The organism is Duganella violaceipulchra, assembly GCF_019166075.1.
Classification (GTDB): domain Bacteria; phylum Pseudomonadota; class Gammaproteobacteria; order Burkholderiales; family Burkholderiaceae_D; genus Rugamonas; species Rugamonas violaceipulchra.
Genome location: NZ_JAHTGR010000002.1, coordinates 48234 through 74819 on the forward strand (window position 1 = coordinate 48234; position 26586 = coordinate 74819).

24 protein-coding genes are annotated in these 26586 nt (G+C 64.3%); 5 read left to right on the top strand and 19 right to left on the bottom strand.

The genetic code is table 11. The features are described from left to right. Positions 1-64 precede the first annotated feature (64 nt). From KVP70_RS03090 to clpS, 4 genes are all read right to left on the bottom strand, one after another. Positions 65-3364, bottom strand: coding sequence for a S41 family peptidase (locus tag KVP70_RS03090; RefSeq protein ID WP_217940581.1), 3300 nt, complete (start codon positions 3362-3364; stop codon positions 65-67). Positions 3365-3373: 9 nt separating this feature from the next. Then, positions 3374-6706 (bottom strand): S41 family peptidase, encoded by a 3333-nt coding sequence (locus KVP70_RS03095; RefSeq protein WP_229224571.1) that lies wholly within the window; start codon positions 6704-6706, stop codon positions 3374-3376. 114 nt (positions 6707-6820) lie between these two features. Then, positions 6821-9127, bottom strand: coding sequence for an ATP-dependent Clp protease ATP-binding subunit ClpA (gene clpA, locus KVP70_RS03100; RefSeq protein WP_217940582.1), 2307 nt, complete (start codon positions 9125-9127; stop codon positions 6821-6823). Next, a complete protein-coding gene (clpS, locus tag KVP70_RS03105; RefSeq protein WP_008446470.1) occupies positions 9124-9426 on the bottom strand; it encodes an ATP-dependent Clp protease adapter ClpS in 303 nt (100 codons plus the stop codon). The genes clpA and clpS overlap by 4 nt, the downstream gene beginning before the upstream one ends. 324 nt (positions 9427-9750) lie before the next feature. Here clpS and cspE point away from each other — a divergent pair, with 324 nt between their 5' ends. The 3 genes from cspE (at position 9751) to KVP70_RS03120 (ending at position 10845) form a co-directional block, all read left to right on the top strand. Then, positions 9751-9954, top strand: a complete 204-nt coding sequence (gene cspE / locus KVP70_RS03110) for a transcription antiterminator/RNA stability regulator CspE (protein ID WP_008446468.1) — start codon at positions 9751-9753, stop codon at positions 9952-9954. A gap of 235 nt (positions 9955-10189) precedes the next feature. Next, on the top strand, positions 10190-10588 hold the full coding sequence (locus tag KVP70_RS03115; protein ID WP_229224572.1) for a glutaredoxin family protein: 399 nt from the start codon (positions 10190-10192) through the stop codon (positions 10586-10588). A gap of 83 nt (positions 10589-10671) precedes the next feature. Next, complete coding sequence (locus KVP70_RS03120; protein ID WP_217940585.1) at positions 10672-10845, top strand: hypothetical protein; 174 nt, start codon at positions 10672-10674, stop codon at positions 10843-10845. A 52-nt stretch (positions 10846-10897) separates the two neighbouring features. Here KVP70_RS03120 and chrA read toward each other — a convergent pair whose 3' ends face one another. Then, the gene (chrA, locus tag KVP70_RS03125) at positions 10898-12235 is read right to left on the bottom strand and encodes a chromate efflux transporter (RefSeq protein ID WP_217940586.1); all 1338 of its coding nucleotides are present in this window, start codon (positions 12233-12235) and stop codon (positions 10898-10900) included. 72 nt (positions 12236-12307) lie between these two features. Further along, a complete protein-coding gene (gene icd / locus KVP70_RS03130) occupies positions 12308-13561 on the bottom strand; it encodes an NADP-dependent isocitrate dehydrogenase (protein WP_217940587.1) in 1254 nt (417 codons plus the stop codon). Positions 13562-13720: 159 nt separating this feature from the next. Between icd and KVP70_RS03135 the strand changes: the two genes are divergently transcribed. Continuing rightward, the gene (locus KVP70_RS03135; RefSeq protein WP_217940588.1) at positions 13721-14281 is read left to right on the top strand and encodes a pseudouridine synthase; all 561 of its coding nucleotides are present in this window, start codon (positions 13721-13723) and stop codon (positions 14279-14281) included. Positions 14282-14353: 72 nt separating this feature from the next. Here KVP70_RS03135 and KVP70_RS03140 read toward each other — a convergent pair whose 3' ends face one another. Next, positions 14354-14650: a hypothetical protein gene (locus tag KVP70_RS03140; RefSeq protein WP_217940589.1), complete on the bottom strand. Its 297-nt coding sequence runs from the start codon at positions 14648-14650 to the stop codon at positions 14354-14356. 120 nt (positions 14651-14770) lie between these two features. Beyond that, positions 14771-15037 (bottom strand): 30S ribosomal protein S20, encoded by a 267-nt coding sequence (rpsT, locus tag KVP70_RS03145; protein ID WP_008446456.1) that lies wholly within the window; start codon positions 15035-15037, stop codon positions 14771-14773. A gap of 191 nt (positions 15038-15228) precedes the next feature. Here rpsT and murJ point away from each other — a divergent pair, with 191 nt between their 5' ends. After that, a complete protein-coding gene (gene murJ / locus KVP70_RS03150) occupies positions 15229-16779 on the top strand; it encodes a murein biosynthesis integral membrane protein MurJ (RefSeq protein WP_217940590.1) in 1551 nt (516 codons plus the stop codon). Positions 16780-16842: 63 nt separating this feature from the next. On the opposite strand, the gene KVP70_RS03155 is transcribed toward murJ, so the two are convergent. From KVP70_RS03155 to KVP70_RS03205, 11 genes are all read right to left on the bottom strand, one after another. Next, entirely contained in the window at positions 16843-17325 is a 483-nt protein-coding gene (locus KVP70_RS03155) for an FxDxF family PEP-CTERM protein (RefSeq protein ID WP_217940591.1), read from the bottom strand. Positions 17326-17660: 335 nt separating this feature from the next. Further along, positions 17661-18353, bottom strand: coding sequence for a type II secretion system protein (locus KVP70_RS03160; protein ID WP_217940592.1), 693 nt, complete (start codon positions 18351-18353; stop codon positions 17661-17663). Continuing rightward, positions 18353-18733, bottom strand: a complete 381-nt coding sequence (locus KVP70_RS03165; RefSeq protein WP_217940593.1) for a type II secretion system protein — start codon at positions 18731-18733, stop codon at positions 18353-18355. Before KVP70_RS03165 ends, KVP70_RS03160 begins: the two co-directional genes overlap by 1 nt. Then, on the bottom strand, positions 18727-19203 hold the full coding sequence (locus KVP70_RS03170; protein WP_217940595.1) for a type II secretion system protein: 477 nt from the start codon (positions 19201-19203) through the stop codon (positions 18727-18729). Before KVP70_RS03170 ends, KVP70_RS03165 begins: the two co-directional genes overlap by 7 nt. A gap of 4 nt (positions 19204-19207) precedes the next feature. Then, positions 19208-21196, bottom strand: coding sequence for a secretin GspD/PilQ domain-containing protein (locus tag KVP70_RS03175; protein WP_217940597.1), 1989 nt, complete (start codon positions 21194-21196; stop codon positions 19208-19210). After that, positions 21196-21738, bottom strand: coding sequence for a hypothetical protein (locus KVP70_RS03180; RefSeq protein WP_217940598.1), 543 nt, complete (start codon positions 21736-21738; stop codon positions 21196-21198). The genes KVP70_RS03175 and KVP70_RS03180 overlap by 1 nt, the downstream gene beginning before the upstream one ends. Continuing rightward, a complete protein-coding gene (locus KVP70_RS03185) occupies positions 21735-22298 on the bottom strand; it encodes a hypothetical protein (protein WP_229224573.1) in 564 nt (187 codons plus the stop codon). Before KVP70_RS03185 ends, KVP70_RS03180 begins: the two co-directional genes overlap by 4 nt. After that, positions 22283-22828 (bottom strand): PilN domain-containing protein, encoded by a 546-nt coding sequence (locus KVP70_RS03190; RefSeq protein WP_217940599.1) that lies wholly within the window; start codon positions 22826-22828, stop codon positions 22283-22285. Before KVP70_RS03190 ends, KVP70_RS03185 begins: the two co-directional genes overlap by 16 nt. Beyond that, positions 22825-23679, bottom strand: a complete 855-nt coding sequence (locus KVP70_RS03195) for a hypothetical protein (protein ID WP_217940600.1) — start codon at positions 23677-23679, stop codon at positions 22825-22827. The genes KVP70_RS03190 and KVP70_RS03195 overlap by 4 nt, the downstream gene beginning before the upstream one ends. Further along, complete coding sequence (locus KVP70_RS03200) at positions 23672-25387, bottom strand: GspE/PulE family protein (protein ID WP_217940602.1); 1716 nt, start codon at positions 25385-25387, stop codon at positions 23672-23674. Before KVP70_RS03200 ends, KVP70_RS03195 begins: the two co-directional genes overlap by 8 nt. Next, entirely contained in the window at positions 25384-26580 is a 1197-nt protein-coding gene (locus KVP70_RS03205) for a type II secretion system F family protein (protein WP_217940603.1), read from the bottom strand. Before KVP70_RS03205 ends, KVP70_RS03200 begins: the two co-directional genes overlap by 4 nt. Positions 26581-26586 lie beyond the last annotated feature (6 nt).

A 26586-nucleotide genomic window follows, 5' to 3' on the forward strand; every position in this document is an offset into this window, starting at 1 on the left:
CCGCATTCCAGCGGCCGATGTTCGGAAGTGAACGTTATGGCTGTTCACTTCCGAACACTTTGCCTTACTTGGCCTTGATCGGGAAGGCCGGGTGCACCGGCCGCACCGGCGGGTTCTTCGCCAGTTCGGCCTTGATGACCTCAATCGCCTTTTCCAGCTGGGGATCGCGGCCGGCGATGACGTCGGCCGGATTCTGGTCGATCTCGATATCCGGCGCGACGCCTTCGTTCTCCACGCCCCAGCCGCCGTCGCGGGTCCAGAAGGCCAGGTTGGGCGCGGTGATGCCGCCGCCGTCCATCAGCACCGGGAAGCCGAGGATGCCCACCAGGCCGCCCCAGGTGCGCTTGCCGATCAACGGTCCCATTTGGTTTTTGCGGAACATCCACGGCAGCAGGTCGCCGCCCGAACCGGCGGTTTCGTCGATCAGCATCGCGCGCGGCCCCTGGATCGAGGCCGACGGGGTTTTCATGTCGGCGCCGTAGCGCATGGTCCACCAGGCGATTTCCTTCTTCTGCAAAATCTCCAGGTAGTAGTCGGCCACGCTGCCGCCGCCGTTGAAGCGTTCGTCGATGATGACGGCGTCCTTGTCGGCCTGCGGGAAGAAGTAGCGCTTGAAGTAGGTGTGGCCCAGGGTCGCGGTGTTCGGCACGTACACATAGGCGACCTTGCCGCCGGTGGCCGCGTTCACCTTGCGGATGTTCCCTTCGATCCAGTCGCGGTTGCGCAGTGCGTCCTCGGTCGCTACCGGCACCACGGTGATGGTGCGCGATTTGCTGCCGTCCGCGTTCGGGCCGACGGTGATGTCGATGGCCTTGTTGGCGGTATTCTCGAAGGCGCTGTACAGGTTCGTCGGCGCCAGCAGCGGACGGCCTTCCACCGCCAGCAGGTACTCGCCGGCCTTGACGTTCAGGCCAGGCTCGGTCAACGGCGCGCGCAGCGCCGGGTTCCAGTTCAAGCCGCCGTACACTTTCTTGAAGCGATAGTGGCCGTCGCTGACCTCGTAGTCCGCGCCCAGCAGGCCGCCCGGCACCGCCTTGGCGTCGGTGAAGAAGTCGCCTCCTCCACCGCGATGGTGGCCCACGCCTATCTCGCTGCACAACCACTGGATCAGGCGATTCAGGTCGCCGCGGCTCGACAGCTCGGGCAGGAACTGCGCGTACTTGGCGCGCATCTTGTTCCAGTCGGCGCCGTGCATGCCGGGGTCGTAGAAGAAGTCGCGGTTGATGCGCCAGGCTTCGTTGAAGATCTGCGTCCACTCGGCACGCGGTTCGGCGTGCACCTCGATCGCTTCGACCTTGACCTTGCCCTCGCCCGGCGTCAGCGTCTTGGCGGTGGCGCTGCCCATGGCCCAGGCTTCCTTGGCGCGGTACAAGATCTTCTTGCCGTCGGCGGAGACTTCGAAATCGTCGGCTTCGGCCAGCAGGGTTTCGGCCTTGCGGTCCTTCAGGTCGAAGCGCTGGATGGCTTTCTTGCCGTCGTTCTCGCGCAGGAAGAAGATCTGCCCTGCTTCGCCGGTTCCCAGATCGGACAAGGCGGCAGCAGGAATGGGCAGGTCGACGATGCGGGTTTCGATGCCGTCGAAGTCGATCGAGATCGGCGTCACCGGCGCGACCGTCACTTTCGGATCGTCGCGGCCCGTCTTCGGATCGACCTTGGCCGGTTCCGGCTTGGCCGCTTCCTTGGCGGTGGCCGGCGCGGAGGCCGCCGCGCTCTTTTCCTCGTCGCTCTCCTTGATCAACGGCGACGGCAGGTCGCGCCGCAGCACGGCCATCCAGACCGTGCGGGTCACGCGGTTGTCTTCGTTCTGCTGCGAGAACCAGTTGTTGCTAGGCCCGGCGTTGGTCGAGGCGAAGAAGTACAGATACTTGCCGCTCTTGTCGAACACCGGATCGACGACGTCGGACAAGCCATCCGTCACCGGCCACGATTTGTTCTGCTCCAGCGAATAGATGTAGGCGCTGCGGGTGTAGGTCATCGAATTGAGCGCGTAGGCGATCCAGCGCGAATCGGGCGCCCACGCGGCGCGCAACGTCTTGTTCACGCCGTACAGAGGTTCGCTGGCGATTTTCCTGGTCGTGCCCGAGGCAATATCCAGCACATACAGCGTCCACGCGTTGTCGGTGTAGGCGATCTTTTTGCTGTCGGGCGACCAGACCGGGTTGTCGTAGAAGCCGGCACCGGTGAGTTTGAATTTACGCGGCTCGCCCTTGCCGTCCTGCGCGCGGATGTGCAGCGCGTACTCGCCCGATTCGTCCGAGAAGTAGGCGACGGAGCGGCCGTCCGGCGACCACGCCGGCGAGCGTTCATGCGCGGCAGGCGTTTGCGTCAGGTTGCGCACGTCGCCCTTGTCGGCCGGGATGGTGACGATCTCGCCGCGGAACTCATACGCCACGCGCGCGCCGGACGGCGAGATCGACGCATTGCGGATGTACTTGGCGCCGCTGACCCAGCGCGGGCGCGACGCACCCAGGTCGCTGTTGACGCCAATGGTCAGCTTGCGCGACTGTCCACTGGCCAGGTCCAGCGCATGCAGGTAGCCGGCCTGCTCGTAGACGATGCCGCCGCCATTGGCCGCGATGTTCAGCACCGGGAAGTCGGCATGCCGGGTCAATGCGCGCACCGCCCTGGTCTTGACGTCGTAGGCGTACAGATTGAATTCGCCGTCGCGGTCGGAGCGGAAGTAGACGGTGTCGCCTATCCACACTGGATCGACGTCGTTCGAGTGCGTGGCCGGCTGCGGGATCTGCTGCACGGATTTGTCCGCGCGGTTGAACAGCCACAGGATGGAGTGGGTGCCGCCACGATAGTGCTTCCACTGCATGAAGGCCGGCGAGAACGGGTTGTAGGCGATCTGCTTGCCGTCCGGCGACCAGCTCGCGCGCGCGGCGTTGGGCACTTCCAGCTCGGTCTCCACGCCGCCGGTCACCGGCACCGTGAACAACTTGCGATAACGGTTGTTGAACGCCGCGCGCGGCGACGTGAACATCACCGCCTTGCCGTCGGGCGTGAAGCCTTGCGCCACGTCCGCGCCGGGATGGTAGGTCAGCCGCTTCGGCACGCCGCCTTCAACCGGCAGCAGGTAGACATCGGTATTGCCGTCGACCTGGGCGCTGTAGGCGATCGATTTGCCGTCCGGCGAAAACACCGGGTTCGATTTCTCGCCCGGATCGGAAGTGAGGCGGCGCGGCGACGAGCCGTCGCGGTTCGCCAGCCAGACGTCGCCGGCGTAGATAAAGGCCAGGTGCTGCGCCGACAATGCCGGCTCGGTCAGCATGCGCGTGTCGCTGGTGCTCGGCAGCGCCAGCGCGCCGTGGCTCATCGTCAGCAAGGCGGCAGCAACGGCCGCGGAAAACATCTGTTTCATCGTCTATCCTTATTTGAGCGAGGGGATGGCTTGCGGCTGATAGGCCTTGATCGGCTGCGCCTTCAGCTTTTTGTCCAGCAGGTCCAGCGCCACTTCCAGCTGACGGTCCTGCACTTGATACGTGGCATGCGGCGGATTGTCCACTTCCACATCCGGCGACACGCCCACGCCTTCGATCAGCCACTGGCCGTCGGCCGTGTTGAACTGGCCGTTCTCCGCCACGCGCGCCATGCCGTTGTCGCTCAGGCGGTTGTTATCGCTGAGCCAGACGCCGGCGCCCGCCGTGCGCTTGCCGACCAGCGGCGCCAGTCCCAGCGCCTTGACGCCGGCCGCGAAGGTCTCGCCGTCCGAGTAGGTGTATTCGTCCACCAGCACCACCAGATGGCCGCGGAAGGTGTTCTGCATGTTCGGCGCAGGCAGCGCGCCCGGCGACGACCAGAACGCCCAGGCCTTGCGCAGCAGCTTCTCGATCACCCAGCTGTCGATGTTGCCGCCGTTGTTGCGGCGCACGTCGATGATCAGGCCTTCGCGGTTGACGTTGGCGTAGAAGTCGCGCGCGAACGAGGCGATGTCGCGCGGGCCCATGGCGCGCAGGTGCAGGTAGCCGATGCGGCCCTTGGATGCGTCCTCCACCTGGCGCGCGCGGCTCTGTTCCCAGTCGCTGTAGCGCAGGCCGGCCTGCTTGGCCATGTTGACCGGCGTGACGATCACCGAGCGCACGCCCCCCTCTTTGCGCTTCACCTGCAGCAGCATCTGCTTGTCGGCCTGGTTCAGCAGCAGGTCCGCGATGTCGCGCGCCTCCAGCACCGGCTTGCCGTTGACGGCGGTGATGACATCGCCCTCCTTCACGTCCACGTCCGGTTGCAGCAGCGGGCCGCGTTCGGACGGCAGCTCCGGTTCGCTGCGGTAGATGTGGTCGACGCGATAGCCGTCGGCGGCGCGCGTGAGCAGCGCGCCCAGGCCGGCCGGCGAACCTTCCGGCGCGGGACGGCGCAACTCGCCCGGTGCGATCTGCGAGTGCAGCGCGCCCACTTCGCTGATCATCATGCCCAGCACGTCGTTCAGCTCCGCGCGGTCGGTCACGCGCTCGACCAGCGGCGCGTACTTGGCGCGCACGCCGGTCCAGTTCACGCCGCGCATCTTGGCGTCATACAGGAAGTCGCGGTGCATGCGCCAGGCGTCGTTGAACATCTGCGTCCATTCAAGGCGCGGATTGGAGGTGAAGGTCCAGTCGTCCACCTTGACCTTGGCCTTGGAGACGTCGGTCGGCGCCTTGGCGCCCGCCTCCACCACCAGCATGTCGCCAGGACCGCTGGCGGCGAAGCTGCGGTAGTACAGGTGCTTCTTGTCGAACGCCAGGTCGTATTCGCGCACGCCGCTGGCGAAGACTTCCGGCTGCGGGCCGTTGGCGGCGATCGCCAGCGTTTTCAGGTTGGCCTTGCCGTCGCTGCCGTCGGCGTCGAGGAAGTACAGGCGCTTGTCGTCGATTTGCAGGTTGCGGTAGTTACCGGCCGCCAGCGGCACTTCGAACAGGCGCTCCGCCAGGCCGGCGTAGACGATGGCCGGCAGCGCCTTGCCGGATTTTTTCTCCGGCACCGCCTTGGCCACGGCTTTTTCCACCGCCCTCTCGGCGGCCTGCTCGACGGCTTTTTCGGCCGCGCCTTCGGCCGGCTTGTCGCCCGGCTTGTTCAGCTCATCGTCCGGCTTGAAGGGGAAGCGGTTGCCCGGCTGGAGCGCCAGCGCATACACGCCGGTGCGCTTGTCGAACACCGGCCCCATATTGCGATCGCCCCAAGGCGAGCCATTGGCCAGCTGGAAGTTGCGGGCCGAAAGGAAGTACAGCCATTTTCCGTCCGGCGAAAACGCCGGCGAGCGCGAGTTGTAGCGGTCGCCGGTGACGAAACCCAGCTGCTTCGAATCGAGGTTGTACAGGCCGATCTGGTTGCGCTGCTCGGTGCTGGCGGCGCGTACCAGCACCAGGTTCTTGCTGTCGCCGGACCACAGGATTTCGTCATGCCGGTCCGAGCCGACCTTGCTGCCGTCGTCGATGACGGTGTTGGCCCTGGTGGCCAGGTCCAGCATCCACAGGCGGCCCTTCTTGTCGGTGTGGGCCAGCCAGCGGCCGTCCGGCGACGGGTACAGCTGCCAGCGGTGGTTGTTGCCATCCTTGGTCAGCTGCTCGCCCTTGCCGGAACCGTCGGCGGCGAACTTCCAGATTTCGTTTTCGCCGGTGCTGTCGACGATGGCGTAGACCCATTTGTCGTCGTGGCTGAACACCGCCTCGCGGGCGCGGGCGCCTTCCGGCACGGCGATCTCGACCCGGCGCTGCGAGCCGGTGCCGGCCACGCTGACGCGGCCGCGCGCGGTCAGCACCAGGCGTTCGTCCTTGCCGGAGATTTGCACATTGGTCAGGTTCTCCAGCGGCGAACGGATCTGGCGCGCGCGCTGCTGGTCGAAGTCGGAGACCAGGCCGATGGCCAGCTGTTCATCCCTGGCCGCGGCCAGGTCCAGCACATGCAGGTCGGCGCCCAGCTGGTAGACGATGCGGCCGTCGCCCAGCGCGGCGTTGCGCACGTCCCAGTCGGTGTGCTTGGTCAGCTGGCGCGGATCGCTGCCGTCGGCCGCCATCGACCACAGGTTGTCGGAGCCGCCACGGTCGCTGATGAAGAACAGGCGGCCCTGCCACCACATGGGCCGCTTGTTGTTGCCGGCGTCGGAGGCCAGCAACGGCGCGGCCTCCGAGGCGCCGCTCAGGTCATAGCGCCACAGCTGCGCGTGCGCGCCGCCGCGATAGCGCTTGACGTTGTCGTTGGTCAGGGCCAGGCCGTTGCGGGTGAAGTACAGCGTCTTGCCGGCGTCGTCGAGGACGGCGTCGTTGGCATCGGCCACGGCGAACACGCGGCGTTGCAGGTCGCCCGGCTTGACCGCCGCGATGACGTTGTTGCGCGACGGGCCTTTGGTGTCGAGCGTGGTGACCAGCACCTCGCCCTGCGCGGTCCAGCCCAGCACATTGACCGCGCTGTTTTCAAAGGTGATGCGCTTGGGCAGGCCGCCGGCCACCGGCATCACGTAGGCTTCCTGCCCGCCTTCGTAGGAGGCCGAGAAGGCGATCCATTTGCCGTCGCGCGAAATGGCGGCGTTGGTTTCGGCGCCAGGGTGGGTGGTCAGGCGCTGCGCTGCGCCGCCGTGGACGCCGGTCTTCCACAGGTCGCCCTCGGCGGTGAAGACCACGGCGTCGCCACGGATGGCGGGATATCGGTAGTAGGCGTCGGCGGCGGAGGCGGTGCCGGACAGCAGGCCGGCGGACAGGAACATCAGGACGAGAGGACGTGGCAGGGTCATGGGACAGTTTCAATGTTTGTCAAATGGAACGACAATTCTGGCACAGCTTTAGGCTTAAAAGAAAAAAAACCCGCTCCACTTGCGTGGGCGGGCTTCTTTGAAGGCTAAAACAGCTTATTCGACTTCGACGGTTTCCGGTGGCGTGGTCGGCGCGGCGTCCGGCGGTTCCGGGAACTCCAGCTTGACCTGGTCTTTCTCGTCCAAGTCGACCGTCACGCGGCCACCGGTGACCAGGCGGCCGAACAGCAGCTCGTCGGCCAGCGCCTTGCGGATCATGTCCTGGATCAGGCGCGCCATCGGACGTGCGCCCATCAGCGGATCGAAACCTTTCTTCGCCAGGAACTTGCGCAGTCTCTCGCTGAAGATCGATTCGACCTTCTTCTCGTGCAGCTGCTCTTCCAGCTGCATCAGGAACTTGTCGACCACACGCAGGATGATGTCCTCGTCCAGCGCGCGGAAGCTGATGGTGGCGTCGATACGGTTGCGGAACTCCGGCGTGAACATGCGCTTGATGTCGGCCATCTCGTCGCCTGCCTGCTTGGAATTCGTGAAGCCGATCGAGGTCTTCTGTAAGCTCTCGGCGCCCGCGTTGGTGGTCATGATGATGATCACGTTGCGGAAGTCGGCCTTGCGTCCGTTGTTGTCGGTCAGCGTGCCGTGGTCCATCACCTGCAGCAGGATGTTGAAAATGTCCGGATGGGCTTTTTCAATCTCGTCCAGCAGCAGCACCGCGTGCGGCTTCTTGGTGATGGCTTCGGTCAGCAGGCCGCCCTGGTCGAAACCAACGTAGCCCGGCGGCGCGCCGATCAGGCGCGACACGGCGTGACGCTCCATGTACTCGGACATGTCGAAACGAATCAGCTCGATGCCCAGGATGAAGGCCAGCTGCTTCGCCACCTCGGTCTTGCCGACGCCGGTCGGACCGGAGAACAGGAAGGAGCCGATGGGCTTGTCGGTCTTGCCCAGGCCGGCGCGCGCCATCTTGATCGCCGAGGCCAGCGCTTCGATCGCCGGGTCCTGGCCGAACACCACGTTGCGCAGGTCGCGGTCGATGGTCTGCAGCTTGCTGCGGTCGTCCTGGTTGACGGTCTGCGGCGGGATGCGCGCGATCTTGGCGATGATGTCCTCGATCTCGGTCTTGCCGATGGTTTTCTTCTGCTTCGATTTCGGCAGGATGCGCTGGGCTGCACCGGCTTCGTCGATGACGTCGATGGCCTTGTCCGGCAGGTGGCGGTCATTGATGAAGCGGGCCGCCAGTTCCGCCGCGGTCGACAGCGCCGACGCCGAATACTTGACGCCGTGGTGCTCTTCGAAGCGCGACTTCAGGCCGCGCAGGATCTGCACGGTCTGCTCGACGGTAGGCTCGTTGACGTCCACTTTCTGGAAGCGGCGGCTCAGCGCGTGGTCTTTTTCAAACACGCCGCGGAACTCGGTGTAGGTGGTCGCGCCGATGCACTTCAGCTGGCCGTTGGCCAGGGCTGGTTTCAACAGGTTGGACGCGTCCAGCGTGCCGCCCGAGGCCGAACCGGCGCCGATGATGGTGTGGATCTCGTCGATGAACAGGATGCCGTTCGGGTTGTCCTTCAACTGCTTGAGGACGGCCTTGAGGCGCTGCTCGAAATCGCCGCGGTACTTGGTGCCGGCCAGCAGCGCGCCCATGTCCAGCGAATACACGACGGCACTCGACAGGATTTCCGGCACGTCGTTCTGGGTGATGCGGTAGGCCAGGCCTTCGGCGATGGCGGTCTTGCCGACGCCGGCCTCGCCCACCAGCAGCGGATTGTTCTTGCGGCGGCGGCACAGGATCTGGATCACGCGATCAACTTCGTCCTCGCGGCCGATCAGCGGATCGATCTTGCCTTCGGCGGCGGCCTTGTTCAGGTTTTGCGTGAACTGGTCGAGCGGGCTCTCCTTGGTCTGGCCTTCGCCGCCCGGTGCGCCCTCTTCCACGCCTTCCGAGGCCTTGGCGGCATCGGTCTGCTGGTCCTTGCGCACGCCGTGCGAAATGAAGTTGACCACGTCCAGGCGGGTCACGCCCTGCTGGTGCAGGTAGTAGACCGCGTGCGAATCCTTCTCGCCGAAGATGGCCACCAGCACGTTGGCGCCGGTGACTTCCTTCTTGCCGTTAGAAGCGGACTGCACGTGCATGATGGCGCGCTGGATCACGCGCTGGAAACCGAGCGTCGGCTGGGTGTCGACTTCGCCCGTGCCGGGCACGGTCGGCGTGTTGTCGCCGATGAAGTTGGTCAGCGTTTTACGCAGGTCTTCAATGTTGACGGCGCAAGCACGCAACACTTCGGCTGCCGAAGGATTGTCAAGCAAGGCCAGCAGCAAGTGCTCCACCGTGATGAATTCGTGCCGTGCCTGCCGAGCTTCGACAAACGCCATGTGCAAACTTACTTCTAATTCCTGCGCAATCATACTTCCTCCATCACGCATTGCAGGGGATGCCCCGCCTTGCGTGCATGCGTTAAAACGAACTCCACTTTGGTACAGGCTATATCTTTTGAGAACACGCCGCACACTCCTTTGCCGTAGCGATGAACACTGAGCATTATCTGCGTGGCCGTTTCACGGTCTTTGTTGAAATACTCCTGGATGATGGCGACCACAAACTCCATCGGTGTGTAGTCATCATTGAGCAGCGCCACCTGGTACAGAGGTGGCGGCTTCAGCGTTTGCCGCTCCAAGAGGGTTTCGGTGTCATGCTTGGTTGCCATACGCTTATATTCTAATGCTTTCGGGGTTGATGCAATGTGCATTTCACTATACACATTCAATTGTTTTCCATCTTACGCGTTTTCTGAACTTGACGCAGATGGCGCCCCATTCGCCAAAATCAAGAGTTGCTTTTTCGCCAATTGGCTTAAAAATAGCAAAATGCATACAAATCTGCTTGACTTTAGAATTTGGTCCGCTAACAATGCGTTATCGACTGCGTGCAGAAATGTACAAGGTGATAAGAAGTGAGGCGTGAGGAGGGGGCAAGAAGCTTCTTGCTTTTATGGCTCGTGTGATCCGTTTTAATTTTGAAAGTTCTTTTTATGGCAACAGGTACAGTTAAGTGGTTCAATGATTCCAAAGGTTTTGGCTTCATCACTCCAGATGACGGCGGCGAGGATTTGTTCGCTCACTTCTCCGCAATCAACATGAACGGTTTCAAGACCCTCAAAGAAGGTCAAAAAGTTCAATTCGAAGTCACGCAAGGCCCTAAAGGCAAGCAAGCTTCCAACATCCAATCGGCTTAATTTTTTTAAGCAGTAGATGTGAAAAACCTCGCGACGCGGGGTTTTTTTTCGTCCCGACCTCAGCCCGACTGTTGCAGAACTCCGACAACCGGCGCCTCCCGCCTCCCCCCCCTGTGACAATTCAATAGAATTGCCAAAATTGAAAAATGCATAATCTTATGCGTTAAGGTAATAGTGCCTATCAGGCATGTGCCGCCGCCGCCGTTCGTCTCTTATCAAGGGCCATATGAATAGCATGCACGTCAAGAAACTCAAAACCGTCCTGGCCTACGCCGCCATCCTCGCGCTGGGCCTGGGCGTGGGCCGGGTGGCATCCAAGGTGCCGCAATGGCTGACGCCGGCCTATGTCGAAGGCAACTTCCAGGCCTACTATCCCGACGCCTCCACCAAGGTGGTGCTGTATGGCACCAAGACCTGTCCGTATTGCCAGCAAACCCGGGCCTACCTGAACGAACACCACATCGCCTATGCCGACATCGACGTCGGCCACGCCGGCAAAGGCCAGCAGGACTATCGCAGCTTCGGCGAGACCGCCGTGCCGGTGATCCTGATCGGCAACCGCCGCATCACCGGCTTCAAGCTGCCGGTGATCGAAGCCGCGCTCGAACAGTTGAAGCCAGCAGCGAATCGCTGAGCGCCACCCGGTTTGGGGGCCGTGTATATGGACGGCACGGTTGCAGGCGTCATCCACGTCCAGTCACTTTGGAGGAGCACGATATGAATAAGAAACTGAAACTGTTTTTGTTTGCAATCGGCATTGGCGCCGCATCGGCACCGGCAATGGCCAGCTGCATCCACTACTGCGTGGTTGAATACAAGGCATGCATAAACTCCGGCCAGCCCGCCGACCAGTGCAACGATGAGCTCACCGCCTGCGAAGACGCCTGCTAAGCGCCACCGGGGTTGACGGGCCAGCGCCAGCGGCGCTGCCCGTTAATCAGTATCAGGGCATGAACAGCTTGAGCAACAGCCCTGCCGCGGCGCAGACCGCGATCACACGCGGCACCTTTTGCTGGTAGCGCAGCAGCGCCACCGCCGCCCCCACCGCGATCAACGCCGCCGCCCAGTCGGGCGAGCCGGCCAGGCCGGCCGGCCAGATCACATGCCACGCAAAGAACAGCGCCAGGTTGAGGATGACGCCAACCACGGCCGCCGTGATGCCGGTCAGCGGCGCGGTGTAGCTGATATCGTCGCGCGTGGCCTCGACCAGCGGGCCGCCGGCCAGGATGAACACGAACGACGGCAGGAAGGTGAACCAGGTCACCAGCACCGCCGCCACGGCGCCGGCCAGCGGCAGTTGCGCCGCGCCGAACGGCGCCTGCCCCCAACCGCCGACAAAGCCGACAAACGCCACCACCATGATCAAGGGGCCGGGTGTGGTTTCGCCCAGCGCCAGGCCATCCATCATCTGCGGCGGGGTCAGCCAGCCGAAGTTGACCACCGCGCCCTGGTACACATACGGCAGCACCGCGTAGGCGCCGCCAAAGGTCAGCAAGGCGGCCTTGGTGAAGAACCAGGCCATCTGGGTATAGCTGTGCTGCCAGCCGGCGGTCGCCACCAGCAGCGCCATCGGCGCCAGCCACAACAGCGCGCCGCAGCCGCAGACCAGCGCCAGGCGGCTCCAGCGGAAACGGGCGTGCGGCGGTGGCGGCGTTGCATCGTCGATCACGGCGGCCCCATACGATGCCTTGGCGGCGCCATGCCCGCCGCCGGTCTTGAACGCCTGCGGCAAGAAGCGGCCGCCGGCGTAGCCGGCCAGCGCGGCGCCGGCGACGATCAGCGGGAACGGCAGCTGCAAGGCGAAGATCGCCACGAAAGCGGCGCCGGCAATGGCCCACAGCCAGCCGTTGCGCAAGGCGCGCGTGCCGATCCGGTGCGCGGCCTGCAGCACAATCGCCGTCACCGCCGGCTTGATGCCGTAGAACAGACCGGCCACCAGCGGCTGCTGGCCGAACGCCATGTACACCCACGACAACAGCACCAGCAACAGCAGCGATGGCAACACGAACAAGGCGCCGGCGATGATGCCGCCACGCGTGCGATGCAGCAGCCAGCCGATGTAGGTGGCCAGCTGTTGCGCCTCGGGACCGGGCAGTAGCATGCAGTAGTTCAGCGCGTGCAGGAAGCGGCGCTCGGAGATCCAGCGGCGGCGCTCGACCAGCTCCTGGTGCATGATGGCGATCTGGCCCGCCGGTCCGCCAAAGCTGATGCAGCCCAGCTTGAGCCAGAAGCGGAAGGCTTGCCAGAGGGTGGGCGCCGGCGGCGCGTCGGAAGGCGTCATCGTGGGGACTCCTGTCAAAAAAATAGCCCCGCTCCATTGCGGAGGCGGGGCTGGTGTGTGCCAGTGGCTGTCTTACATCTGCTCGATCATCACGTCGCCGAAGCCGGAGCACGATACCTGGGTCGCGCCCTCCATCAGGCGGGCGAAGTCGTAGGTGACCTTCTTCGAGTCGATGGCTTTCTCCATCGCCTTGATGATCAGGTCGGCCGCTTCGATCCAGCCCATGTGGCGCAGCATCATTTCGGCGGACAGGATCAGCGAACCCGGGTTCACATAGTCCTTGCCGGCGTACTTAGGCGCGGTGCCGTGGGTGGCTTCGAACATCGCCACCGAGTCCGACAGGTTGGCGCCCGGCGCGATGCCGATGCCGCCCACTTGCGCCGCCAGCGCGTCGGAGATGTAGTCGCCGTTCAGGTTCAGGGTGGCGATCACGCTGTACTCGATAGGACGCAGCAGGATCTGTTGCAGGAAGGCGTCGGCGATCGAATCCTTGATGATGATGTCGCGGCCGGTCCTTGGATTCTTGAACTTGCACCATGGGCCGCCGTCGATCAGCTCGGCGCCGAATTCTTTTTGCGCCAGTTCGTAGGCCCAGTCACGGAAGCCACCCTCGGTGTACTTCATGATGTTGCCCTTGTGGACGATGGTCACCGATGGCTTGTCATTGTCGATGGCGTACTGGATCGCCTTGCGCACCAGGCGCTGCGTGCCTTCGATCGACACCGGCTTGATGCCCAGGCCCGAGGTTTCCGGGAAGCGGATCTTGGTGACGCCCATTTCCTTGATCAGGAAGTCCATCAGCTTCTTGGCGCCCTCCGAACCCTGCTGGTATTCGATGCCGGCGTAGATGTCTTCCGAGTTCTCGCGGAAGATCACCATGTCGGTCTTCTCAGGCTCTTTGACCGGCGAAGGCACGCCGGTGAAGTAGCGCACCGGGCGCAGGCAGACGTACAGGTCGAGCTGCTGGCGCAGGGCCACGTTGAGCGAACGGATGCCGCCGCCGACCGGGGTGGTCAGCGGGCCCTTGATCGAAACCACGTAGTCCTTCAGCACGGTCAGGGTTTCTTCCGGCAGCCAGACGTCCGGGCCGTACACGGTGGTCGATTTTTCGCCGGCGAAGATTTCCATCCAGCTGATCTTGCGCTTGCCGCCGTAGGACTTGGCCACCGCCGCATCGATCACCTTGATCATGACCGGGCTGATATCGACGCCGGTGCCATCACCCTCGATGTAGGGAATGATCGGGTTATCTGGTACATTCAGGGAAAAATCGGCGTTGACGGTGATTTTTTGGCCGTCGGCAGGTACTTTGATATGCTGATACATCGTGATCTCCGAAATGGGCGTTGCCGGTTTAGTACATTTATCCTAGGTCTTCTATAAGACATAAGACTCTGTTTCACATTATGCACCAGTATTTTAGTGGGCGCTACGGTTTTCCTCCACCGGCCGTCAAGCCTACACCAAAATCATCTTAAGAGAAGTATGTCCCTCATTCTATTTAACAAACCTTTCCAGGTCCTGTGCCAGTTCTCTCCACAGGACGGCCGCGCCACCCTGGCCGACCACCTGAAGATCCCCAACATCTACCCCGCCGGCCGCCTCGATGCCGACAGCGAAGGCCTGATGCTGCTGACCGACGACGGCAAGCTGCAACACAGCATCGCCCACCCCGACCACAAGGAAGCGAAGATTTACCTGGTGCAGGTCGATGGCGTGCCGGACGCCGACAGCCTGGCCCGGCTGCAAGCGCCGCTGGACCTGGGCGACTTCGTCACCAAACCCTGCAAGGCGGTGCAAATCGCCGAGCCGGCGTGGCTGTGGCCGCGCAATCCGCCGATCCGCAGCCGGGCCGAACATCCGACCAGCTGGCTGGCGATCACGCTACAGGAAGGCAAGAATCGCCAGGTGCGGCGCATGACGGCGGCGGTCGGCCTGCCGACCTTGCGGCTGGTGCGCAGCGCCATCGGCGCCATTTCGCTGGCCACCCACCCGCTGATGCCGGGCGAATGGATGGAGGTATCGGCCAAGGACCTGGCCGGCTAGATTGATGCGTCGCAGCAAATAAAATTCCGCTTTTTGTGCGTTTTTGTGTCAACTGGAAATTTTCGGGCAGCGTTAATGAGATAGATTCATATGAATCTTCGTTTTTTTTAGCCGGTTCAATCCACTGCCAAAGGAACTCATCATGTCCAAGATCATCGCTGCCCTGGTTGCCTCCCTGTTTGCCGCTTCCGCTTTTGCTGCCGCCCCATCGGCGTCGGCATCCGCTTCGGCCGCGGCTTCGGCCCCGATGGCATCGGCCCCTTCCGCATCGGCCTCCGCCTCCGCTTCCGCACCAAAAGCCAAGAAAGCCAAACACAAGAAAGCCTCGGCAGAAGCTTCGGCCTCGGCCTCGGCCTCGATGCCAGCCAAGTAAGCGCTGCAGCGCCAGCAAGCCGGCCTCGGGCCGGCTTTTTTTACGTCCAACCATGCGAAAAAACCCGCACTGACCAAAGGTCAGGCGGGTTCTTGCTTTAAATCCCAGCGAGGGGATTAAGCGGACAGTGCCTTCAGGGCAGCTGCCAGACGGCTCTTATGGCGAGCTGCCTTGTTTTTGTGGATGATCTTCTTGTCCGCGATGCTGTCGATGGTCGACACGGACGATTGGAAGATTGCCGTCGCAGCAGCTTTGTCGCCGCCTTGGATCGCTTTGCGTACTGCTTTGATAGCGGTACGCAGGGTCGAACGCTGGGACGAGTTGTGAGCGTTTTGCTTGACTGCTTGACGAGCGCGCTTGCGCGCTTGTGCGGTATTTGCCATGGAATTTCCTAAAACAGGGTAAAGGTGCGTTTGCAAACATTATTGTTTGCCAAACAGGTGCGTTCAGTGCGTCTGCCGAACCATGTGAGTCAAACTACTGCCTGCCAAACATTAGTGTCTGCGTAACAGAATTCTGTACAGCCTGCGATTATAGCGATGTTTTCCGTCAGGAGCAACTATAATCACTGCCCATGAACTTGCTTAAAACTCTAGCCGCCATCTCCAGCATGACCATGCTGTCCCGCATAACCGGATTATTGCGTGAAACCTTGTTTGCCCGGGCCTTTGGCGCCGGCGCCTACACGGACGCTTTCATCGTCGCGTTCCGCATTCCCAACCTGCTGCGCCGCCTGTTTGCCGAGGGCGCCTTCTCGCAAGCCTTCGTGCCGATACTGTCCGAGTACAAGAACCAGCACGGCCAGGAAGCGAGCAAGACGCTGGCCGACCATGTGGCCAACACGCTGGTGTGGTCGACCTTGTTCGTCAGCGCACTCGGCATTATAGGCGCGCCGTTGTTTGTTTACCTCATCGCCACCGGCCTGGACAAGCAGCCGGGCGCCTTCGACGCCGCCGTCTGGATGACGCGGCTGATGTTCCCCTATATTAGCTTCATGGCCTTCGTGGCCATGGCCGGGGGCGTGCTCAACACCTGGCGCGAGTTCAAAATTCCGGCCTTCACGCCGGTGTTGCTGAATATATCCTTCATCGCCGCCTCGCTGTTCCTGCAATCGCACCTGGAGCAGCCCATCTACGCGATGGCGATCGCCGTGTTCGTCGGCGGCATCTTGCAGGTGGCGATACAAATCCCCGCGCTGATCAAGATCGGCATGCTGCCGCGCCTGTCGTGGAATCCGGCCGCCGGCCTTGGCGATCCGGGCGTGCGGCGCGTGCTGAAGAAGATGGGACCGGCCGTGTTCGCCGTGTCGGCCGCGCAGATCAGCCTGATGATCAACACCAGCATCGCCTCGCGGCTGGCCGAGGGCAGCATTTCCTGGCTGTCCTACGCCGACCGCCTGATGGAGTTCCCCACGGCCCTGCTGGGCGTGGCGCTGGGCACGATTTTGCTGCCCAGCCTGTCCAAGGCCAAGGCCGATGGCGACAGCCAGGAATATTCCGACCTGCTGGACTGGGGCCTGCGCCTGACCTTCCTGCTGGCGCTGCCTGCGGCGGTGGGCATGGCCGCGCTGGCCAAGCCGCTGATCGCCACCCTGTTCCACTACGGTAAATTCACCGACGAGGCGGCCACGCAGTCGTCCTACCCGCTGATCGCCTACAGCGCCGGCCTGCTGGGCATCATCCTGGTCAAGACGCTGGCGCCGGCGTTCTACGCGCGCCAGGATATCCGCACCCCGGTCAGGATCGCCATCGGCGTACTGATCGCGACGCAGCTGATGAACTGGATATTCGTGCCGTATATCAAAGTGTCCGGCCTGGCGCTGTCGATCGGCCTGGGCGCGTGCATCAACGCCAGCTTCCTGTATGCCGGCCTGCGCAAGCGCGGTATTTACACGCCCAAGCCGGGCTGGCCGCTGTTCTGCGCCAAATTGGCGGTGGCGTGCGTGCTGATGGGCGCGGCGGCGTGGTTCGGCGGGCAGCAGGTGGACTGGCTGGGCATGCAACACCACACGCTGCTGCGGATCGGCGCGCTGATGCTGTTGATAGCCGTGTGCGGCGCGGTCTACTTCGCGGCGCTGTTTGCGATGGGCTTCCGCCTGCGCGACGTCAAACGCACGGCCCGATGAACTGGAAACGCCAGACGTAAAAAAACCCGCCGAGGCGGGTTTTTTTACGTCACAGCTGAAAACTTAAGCTGCTTTGTTTGCTTTGCGACGAGCAACAACGCCCAGCAGTGCCAGACCGCCCAGCAGCATGCCGTAGGTTTCTGGTTCTGGTACTGCCGCTACGGCCACGTCACCCGAGTAACCGTAAGCTTTGCCAGCCTTGGTCACACCGCCGACCAGGGTCAGCGCGAAAGGAGCCAGGCCGGTGTAGTCCACGTCGACGAACTGCAGTTTGTTACCCGAGAAGCTACCGGTATGGCCGTTCAGCATGGTCTGCGCGGCATTCCAGGTGATGTTCTGCGAGCTGATGGTCACGGTGATATTGTACTTGTGGCCAGCGGTTACGCCGTCGAAAGTGATGACATCATCGCCGCCCGCCAGGATAGGCGAGGTTGCGGTGAACGATACAACATCGTTCAGGTCCAGCGTGACAGTTTGATCAGCTGCAAACGCGCTAACCGAAGCGGCGGCCAGCAGGGCGCCAGCAACGAAAGATTTCAATTTCATGTGATTTTCCTTAATCAAACGAATTGTGGCTGCGCTTTCGCCAACCACCGAAGTGTTAATAGGAGTGTAGAAGTGCTACGGGACAAATAATAGCATAACAACACGGTTTGTCATTGTAAATTTTCCATTTTAGTTTTCTTAGTAGCAACTTATTTCATAGCGTAAAAAATATGCCGCAGTGCAACGGATTTTGTGCTTACTTTATGCAAGCAACGCAGCTATTGCGCGCCACTCTTGCCTGTGCCGCACGGATGTAAAATCTCCGCGTGCGGCTGCAGCAATGCTTTGTTGTATGTCTAACACGGTTGCACCCGCCAACCGGCCGAGTCCCACCACTATTCCTGCGGCACTGGCGGCGGCTCGGGCGTATCCGGGCCCTTGGGAAGCTGAGGCTCTTCCGGCGCCAACGGTGGTGCAGGCGGCGTTTCGGCGGGCGGCGCTGGCGGCGCGGGAGGGATGGGCGCCGTCGGCGCGGAAGGACTGGCGGTTTGTGGTTGCTCAACCGCCTTCGCAGAAACCTGCGGCTGCGGTCCGGTCATCAAGGTTGGCTCAGGCCCTGCCAGCGCCATCGCAAACTTCCAATCGGAAATATGATTCTTACTTTCAAACCCGGAATAGCGCGCAGGGAAGTTCCCTATCTTCACCGGCTTCGCCGTTGACAGGCTGTACACCGCCAACACACCGACCTTGTCGCCGAGATAGACGATGCCCCACTCGGCTTTGCCGGTCATGGGGTCGACGAACAATTGGCGCAGATGCCGGCGGGTGCCGGGAAAGCGCGGGTCCTTCAACAATTCCTTCAGCGACGGCGGCTGCGGCGGCAGGCCGGCGGGCGTGGCGTCGGCATAGCTTTTCAGGGCGTCGCTGAAGGCGGCGCCGATATCGAGCAACTCCTGCTCCGCCCGGCTGCGCTGTATCACCGAGCCCAGCTTCAACGCCGACGCCGTCACCAGCCCGATGATCGCCAGCAGGATGATCAGGCTCAGATAGGTAAAGCCGCCGCTGCGGCTCCGGCGTCGCGCACCCATCACCAGTCGGAGTAGGGTTTGCCGCTGCGGTCGTTGCCGGGGGCGCCGCTCTTGATGTTGTAGACGCCGCCCTTGGTGGCGTCTTCCGGCGGCACGATGACCCAGGTGGTATCGCTGTCGGTGATCGGATCGACCGGCATCGCCCGCAGATACTTCTTGTCCACCAGCTGCTCCAGCGAGTCGGGATAGCGGCCGGTGTCGCCGTAGTACTGGTCCAGCACCTGCCGCACATTGCGCAGGTTATCGGCCAGCACCACCTCCTTCGACTTGTCGATGCTGGGGAAGTAGCGCGGCACGGCCAGCGTCAACATCAGCGCGACGATGCCCAGCACCACCAGCAGCTCGATCAGCGTGAATCCTTTGGTCTTCATGTTCACCATTTTTTGTAGGGTACGCCGTTCAGGCCGGTCTTGTCGCTCAGGCTGTAGACGTCGTAGACATCCTCGCCCTCCTTCGGCTGGTCGGCGTCGCTGGCGTAGCTGCGCTTGCCCCAGGTTTGCGATTCGCCCAGCGTGGCGTCCGGGTTGAACGGATCGCGCGGCACCCGGCGCAGGAAATACATCTTCAGATGCTTGGGGTTCTGCAGATCCGGCACGCCCTCCACCAGCAGCTCCAGCGTCTTCGGATAGCCGGTCGCGGCCAGCGTCTTGGCGACCCTGCCCTGGTCGTAGGCCAGCTTGTAGGCGTCCAGCGCGGCGCGGATCTGGTGCAGTCCCTCGCGCAGCTCCTGCTCCTGGCGACGCTGCACCACCACTTGCGCGGTCGGCACCACCAGCGCGCTGAGCAGGCCGAGGATGGCCAGCGTCACCAGCAACTCGATCAGCGTGAAGCCACGGCCGCGCTTCATCATGCGCTTACTGCACCGGCTGCGGCTGTTGCGGCACCGGCTCCGGCTCGGGCGGCGGCAGCACCGGCTGCGGCTGTTGCCCCTGGCTAGGCGGCAGCGGCGCCGGCTGGCCCTGCGAGATCGGCATCGACTGCACCGGCAGCAGCGGACGCACCGGCGCCGTCACCGCGCCCGGCGGCGGCGGCAAGGCGCCCGGCGATGGCGGCATCGCCACGTTGGGGCGCGCGCTCAGGTCCGGGCGGCGGCGGAAGCTCGCCTCCGTGCCGGCCGAGAACTCCGACGCGGCCGCTTCCGGCCGCTGCACGTTGCGGATCAGGTGCGGCGTAATCGACAGCACGATCTCGGTCTTCTGGCTGTCGTCACGCTTGCTGCCGAACAGGCGGCCGACAATCGGCAGGTCGCCCGCGCCCGGCACGTGGTTGGCGGTGCCGCGTTCCTCGTTGTTGATCAGGCCCGCCAGCACCTGGTTCTCGCCATCCTTCAGTTGCAGCATGGTGGTGGCCTGGCGCGTGCCGATCTGGTAGGCCGTGCCGCCGCTCTTGGTGGTGATGGTGCCGGTCAGGTTGCTCACCTCCAGCTGCACACGGATCGCCACCTCGTTGTTCAGGTAGACCGTCGGCTCGACGTTGAGCGTCAGGCCGACGTCGACGTAGGTCACGTTGTCGCTGGCGAAGCCGCCCACGCCGGAGGAGACGGTGGTGGTAATCACCGGCAGCTTGTCGCCGATGACGATCTTGGCCTTTTCCTTGTTGCGCACGCGGATGCGCGGATTGGCCAGCAAGTTGGAATCCGTATCGTTCTTGTTGGCGTTGACGCCCAGCGCAATGCCGGTCACGCCGATGGTGCGCTGGTTCAGGTTATTCAAGTCGCGGATGGTGATGCCGGTGCCGCCCGAGGTCGACAAAGGCGTCAAGCCGACGCCGGTCGGCCACACCACGCCCAGGTCCATCACGCTGCCGCGCTTCACTTCCAGGATCTCCACTTCCAGCATCACTTCCGCTTCCGGCGCATCCTGCAGGGCCACCAGCTTTTCGGCCAGGCGGATCGCTTCCGGGCTGTCGCGCACGATCAGCAGATTGAGTTTTTCATCGACCACCACGTCGCGCGACTTGAGGATGGTCTTGAGCGTGTTGGCCACCAGCTTGGCCTCGGCGTTGGCCAGGAAGAAGGTCTTGACCGTCATCTCCTGGTATTCCTTCAGCTTGGCCGCCACGTTCGGGTAGATCAGGATGGTGTTCGCATCCATCACCTGCTGCTCCAGCTGATTGGTCAGCAGCAGGAAATAGATCGCCGATTCGACGGTGCTGTTCTTCAGCAGCACGGTGGTGCGCTGGTCGGTCTTGACGTCCTTGTCGAACACGAAGTTCAGGCCGGAGCGGCGCGAGATCACTTCGAACACCTGCTTGAGCGGCGCGTCGCGGAACTCGATCGAGATCGGCTGCTTGTAGGCTTTCGACAGGCCCGGCTCCGCCGCCGGCGGCGCGATCTTGTCGCTGGCCTCGCGCAGCATCAGGCGCGCCTTGTCGTTGGCCGGATTCTCGGTCAGCACCGCGTTGAGCTTTTGCCTGGCCAGTTCGTACTCGCCCTTGTTCATATGTTCGGCGGCGGCGGCCATCTGCCTGGTCTGGCGGTCGTCGCGCTCCAGCGCGCGCAGGCCGGCGCGGGCGCGCTCGTTGAGCGGGTCCAGCGCCTGCACGCGGCGGAAGCCCTGCTCCGCCAGCGCCAGCTGCCCTTCCGACTGCTGCCGCTCGGCCTGGTCGAGGAAGCGCAGCGTGGCGCGGTCGCGCGCCAGCAGATAGGCCGAGCGGTATTCGGCGTTGCCCGGTTCGGCCTTGACGGCTTCCTGGTACTTGAGCAGGCCCGCTTCCAGCTGGTCCTTGGCGATCAGGTCGCGGCCGTCGCGATAGGCCATTTGTCCGGCGCAACCGCTCAGGGCGATCGCCAGCATGGCAGGCAGCGCGGCGCGGCGGCCCAAATTCTTCAGATGACTAGCCATCAGTCGAGGACTCCAATATTGATCTGTTGTACCTGGTTCAAAGGCAGATAGGTCACGGACATCAGCGGCGGCGCGATCTTCTCGACCCGATACGTGCCGTCGATGACGGTCTGGTTTTTTACGACGTAAGTCTTGTCGCCACGCGCCAGGTAGACTTCCCAGGCGCCGTCGGCGACGGCCTTGCCGATCACCGTGAACGGCATCGGCGGCGCCACCGGCGCTGGCGGCGGTGCGTTGGACACAGGCGGCGGCGGTGGCGGCGGCGGATTCCAGTTCTGTCCCTGGAACACGCCCTCGCCCGATGCGAAGGTGGCCTCGCCGGATTCGCCGACCAGCATGGGGCGCGGCGTCAGGCGCAGGATCGCCACCTCGGCCTGCGGTTTGGCTTCCTTGCCGGCGCGCGGAGCAGGCGCAGCGGCCGGCGTGGCGCGGCCGCGCGCCACCGGCTCGGCGATGTCTCCCGACGGCGAGTTATCGCCGAACAGCACCAGGCCAGCGGCGACGGCCAGCGCGAGACCCATCGCGATTTGATAAGGCTTCATGGCTCGCCGTCCTTCAGGTACAAGGTGAAGCGCAAACGCGCCTCCACCGTGGCCTCGGCGATGACTTCGCGGCGGAAGCCGACTTCGTCCAGCGAGGCAAACGGCATGTCGCGCAAGCCCTGCATGGCGAACTGCCAGATCGATTGATACGGCCCCTTCACCGGCAGCAGGATCTGGTAGGTGCTGACGCGGCTGGCCTTGTCGTAGGCGGCCTTGTATTCGCCCTGGCTCAGCGACAGGTTGTTCTTGGCCGCCAGGTCGAACAGCACCTTGACCTGCTGCTCGGCGTAGCGCTTCTCGCCCAGCACTTCGTAGAAGCCGGCCAGGTTCTGGTTGGCCGACGGCGGCGGTGGCGCCGTCACCAGCGAGGCCGGCGTCGGCAAGGGGCGCGCCATCAACTGCGCCTGCGCCGCGCGCTGCGGCAGCAGCCAGGCCCACGCCGCGGCGCCGGCCACGCACAATGCGATGGCGATGCAGGCCGGCGCGCCCAGGCGCACCAGCGCCAGCCGCGCACGCAGCACGATGGCGGCCACGTTGATCCTGGTCATCGTGCTATCCATGTCGCCTCCAGCTGGAAGCGCAAGGGCCGGTTCGGGTCCTGCTCATTGATTTCATGACGGGTCAGCATCACGCCGCTGAACAGTTCCTGCTGCTTCAACTCCGCCACATAGGCCACCATGTCGTCGCTGTTTTTGGTTTCGGCGGTGATCTTCAGCACCTGCTTGCGCGGGTCCGGCTCCATCGCCACCAGCGCGACGTTGCGCGGCGTGGCCGCAGCCACCGCATCTTGCAGCTCGCGCCACGGCAGGTTCAGTTGCAGGATGGCGCCGTTGACGAAGGCGGCCTGCCCTTCCGGTATCGCCACCTGCGCCACTTCCACCGGCCGCGCCGAGATGGCCGCCGCGCGTTCCTGCAGGTGGCGCAGCTCATGCTCGCGCAGGCGCTTCTGCTCGACCAGCTTCCAGCCGCCGAAGGCAGCGGCCGCGCACAGCAGCAGACCGGCGCCGGCCAGCGCCAGCAGCGCCGGATGCGTGCGAAACAAGGTGCGGCGCAGGCTGCGCGGCGCGAAATCGATATTCATGCTCTTCATGTCAGGCTCCCGCCGCGCGCCAGCAGCGCCATCGTCGACAGCCCGCCGCTGGATGCCTGCTGCACCTGGTCCAACACGGCGCAAGCGATGTGCGCGGGATTGCTCACCGGCTTGCTCCACGCGGCCGGCGCGGCGCCGCACACTTGCAGCAGCTCCGGCTCGGGCATGTCCAGCAGCAGCGCTTCGCGCTTCAGCGTCTGGCCCAGCCAGTATTGATCGGCGCCCTGCCCGGCCGGCATCGGCAAGGCGCGGATCGCGCGGATGCTCTTGCCGTCGGCTTCGATGGCGGCCAGCGTCAGCAGGTGGTCGTGCACCAGGCCGAACCACGCGCCCGGTTTCACGCCGCGCCGCCAGCGGTTGTAGGCGGTGATGAAGTGCGGCTCGATGCCGACCACGTGCAGCTTGAATTCCTGCGCCACCAGCCGCAGCACGGCCAGCAAGGCGCGCGGCACGGCGGCGGCGAAGAACGGTTGCGTGGCGTTCCAGTCGCCGGAGATCTGCCAGGCCGCAGGCGCCTCGCCGTACAGCGCCTGGAAGCGGAAGCCGGCCGCCGCTTCGATGTCGGCCAGCCGCGCCGCTGCCGGCGGCGGCGTCACGCGCCACAAGCGGGTCAGGTCGTCGGCCAGCACGATGCTGACCGGCCAGCCGGCCACGCTCTTGTCGCCGAGCTGTTCGCCCAGCAGCGCGCGCAGGGCGTTGGCGATGGCGTCGAACGGATGCTCGCCCGAGGGCGCGAACGCATGCTCGGCCAGCACCGTCACCGGCTCGCCGCGCCAGCGGCTGGTGCGCAGCAGGCTGACGGCGAAGCCGGAGACGCCGATGCGCAGGGATTGTCCAATTGCTCTACGCATGCAAGGTTACTCGTTTGATTTCGGACAGCGTGGTGCCGCCCCGTTTGACCAGTTCCAAGGCCGCCAGGCGCAGGCTGCGCGTGCCGTTCTCGTAGGCCGCCTGCTTGATTTGGCGGATCGGCCGCTTGTCGACGATCAGTTCGCGGATCTCGTCGTTCAAGGTCAGGATCTCGGCGATCGAACGGCGGCCCTTGTAGCCGGTGCCGCGGCAGTCGCCGCAGCCCTTGCCCTGCATGAAGCGGTAGTCGTAGACGTCGGCGCGGGCCAGGCCCACGCTGGCCAGTTCGTGATCGTCCGGCGTGTACTGCGCCGCGCAATGCGGGCAGTTGATGCGCACCAGGCGCTGCGCCCAGATGCCGTTCAGGGCCGACACAAACGCATACGGGTCGATGCCCATGTGCGTGAAGCGGCCGAACACGTCGAACACGTTGTTGGCGTGGACGGTGGTCAGCACCAGGTGGCCCGTCAACGCGGACTGCACGGCGATTTCCGCCGTCTCGCGGTCGCGGATCTCGCCGACCATGATCTTGTCCGGGTCGTGCCGCAGGATGGAGCGCAGGCCCTTGGCGAAGGTCAGCCCCTTCTTCTCGTTGACCGGGATCTGCAGGATGCCCGGCAGCTGATACTCGACCGGGTCCTCGATGGTGATGATTTTTTCGCGGCCGTTGTGGATCTCGGTCAGCGCCGCGTACAGCGTGGTGGTCTTGCCGGAGCCGGTCGGGCCGGTCACCAGCAGCATGCCGTAGGCTTCCTGCGCCAGCACGCGCAAGGTGGCCAGCGACGGCGCGTCGAAGCCCAGCGCCTCCAAGGTCAGCGAACCGTAGGCCTCGATCATGGCGCGCTTGTCGAGAATACGGATCACCGCATCCTCGCCGTGGATGCTCGGCATGATGGAGACGCGCAGGTCGATCTCGCGCGAGTTGGCCTCGACGCGGAAGCTGCCGTCCTGCGGCACGCGGCGTTCGGCGATGTCCAGCTCCGCCAGCACCTTCAGGCGCGAGATGATCTGCTCGGCGACGTCGATGCCGTTGACCGAGGTGGCGTGATCGAGCACGCCGTCCACCCGGTATTTGACGGCCAGGCCGCCGGCGGTGCTTTCCAGGTGGATGTCGGAGGCGCCGGCCTTCAGGGCGTCGTACAGGGTCGAGTTGACCAGGCGGACGGCCGGACTGGCCGCTTCCGACACCGAGGCGAACGACAGCACGGCGGCGGTCTTGCCGTCGCGCCGGCCTTCGCTGGCGCCGGGCAGCAGCGTGTCGGTGGCGCGCGCCGACTCTTCCTGCTTCGACAGATAGGCCTGGATATCGGCTTGCAGCGCCAGCCGGGTTTGCAGCGGCGCGTGTGGCGTGGCGCGCGCCTGCGTGCCCAGCCAGGTTTGCAGGTCCAGGTCGAAGGGATCGGCGATCACGCCGACCACCGTGCCGTCATGCCCGCGCAGCAGCACGCAGTGACGCGCCAGGGCCTGCGACAACGGCAGCAGCTCGAAGGCCGGCGTGTAGCCCAGCATGTCGATGGTCTCCAGCACGGCCATGCCGAACGGCTGCGCCAGCGCCTGCACCGCCAGGCGCGGCTCCATGTCGGTCAGCGCGACCAGTTCCTCGACCAGCGTGCGCTTCGATTGCTGGCGCAGGTGGCGCGCGCGCGCGACCAGGGCCATGTCCAACGCCGGCGTTGCGGCGACGAGGTGCGGGGTGGCCTGGGCCGTCATGACATGTCTCCGGCCAGATCGAAAATCGGCATATACAGCAGCACCACGATGGCGCCGACCACCAGGCCGATGGCGGCCATCAGCAGCGGTTCAAAGGTTCGGGTGAAGCGTTCTATCCAGCGGCTGATTTCGCCGTCGTAGAAGGCCGCGGATTGGGTCAGCATCGGGCCCATGTCGCCGGTGCGCTCGCCCACACGCAGCATGCGCAGCGAGATCGGCGTGGTCAGGTGGCTGGCCTCGAAGGCGGTCGACAGCGGCAGGCCAGATTCGATGTCGGCGCGCGCCGCCTGCAGGTTCTGGCGGATGCCGGCCGAGACCATGCCCTGCACGGTCTCGATCGCATGGACGATGGTGATGCCGCCCTCGCTGAGCATGCCCAAGGTCAGGTACAGCCGCGACAATTCGTAGATGCGCACCCGCTCGCCGATGCCGGGCAAGCGCCCCATCAGGCGGGCGAAGCCGCCGTTGCCCATCAGCTGGCGCACGCCCAGCACCAGCGCGCCCAGCACGGCGGCGATGCCGCCCAGCAGCACGGTGGTATGCGCGCCAGCGAACTGGCCCCAGTTCAGCATCTGCTGCGACAGCCACGGCAGGTTGCGACCGGCGCCCTGGTAGACCTCGGCAAAGCGCGGCACCACGTAGCCAATTAAAAAAAGGCTGACGCCGCCGCCGACCAGCAGCAGGATGCACGGATAGATCGCGGCCGACACCAGCTTGCCGCGCACCAGGTCGATGCGCTGCTGGTAGTCGATGAAACGGGACAGGGAACGCGGCAGGTCCGAGGTGCCCTCGGCGGCCTTGACGATGCCGATGTACAGCGGCGGGAACAGTTCGGGCTGCTCGGCCAGCACGGCGGAAAAGCGCTGGCCTTCGCGCAGGCCGGCCAGCAGGCGCTCGAGCACGCTGCGCGTGACGGGGCTGGTTTCCTTTTCCAGCAGCGCCTCCAGGCCTTCGACGATGCCGAGGCCGGCGGTCAGCAGCGCCAGCAGCTCCTGGCTGAACAGCACCAGCGAGAGGCCCTTGCCGCGCGCCTTGCCACCCCGCAGGCCGAGCCCTCCCCGCACCGGCGCGATGGCGCTGACGTACAGGCCGCGCGCCTCCACCTGACGGCGCGCGTCGGCCTCATCACGGCCATCGATCACCAGATGGGAGATGGCCATATCGGCCGACAAGGTGCGGACATCGAACTGCATGGCGAA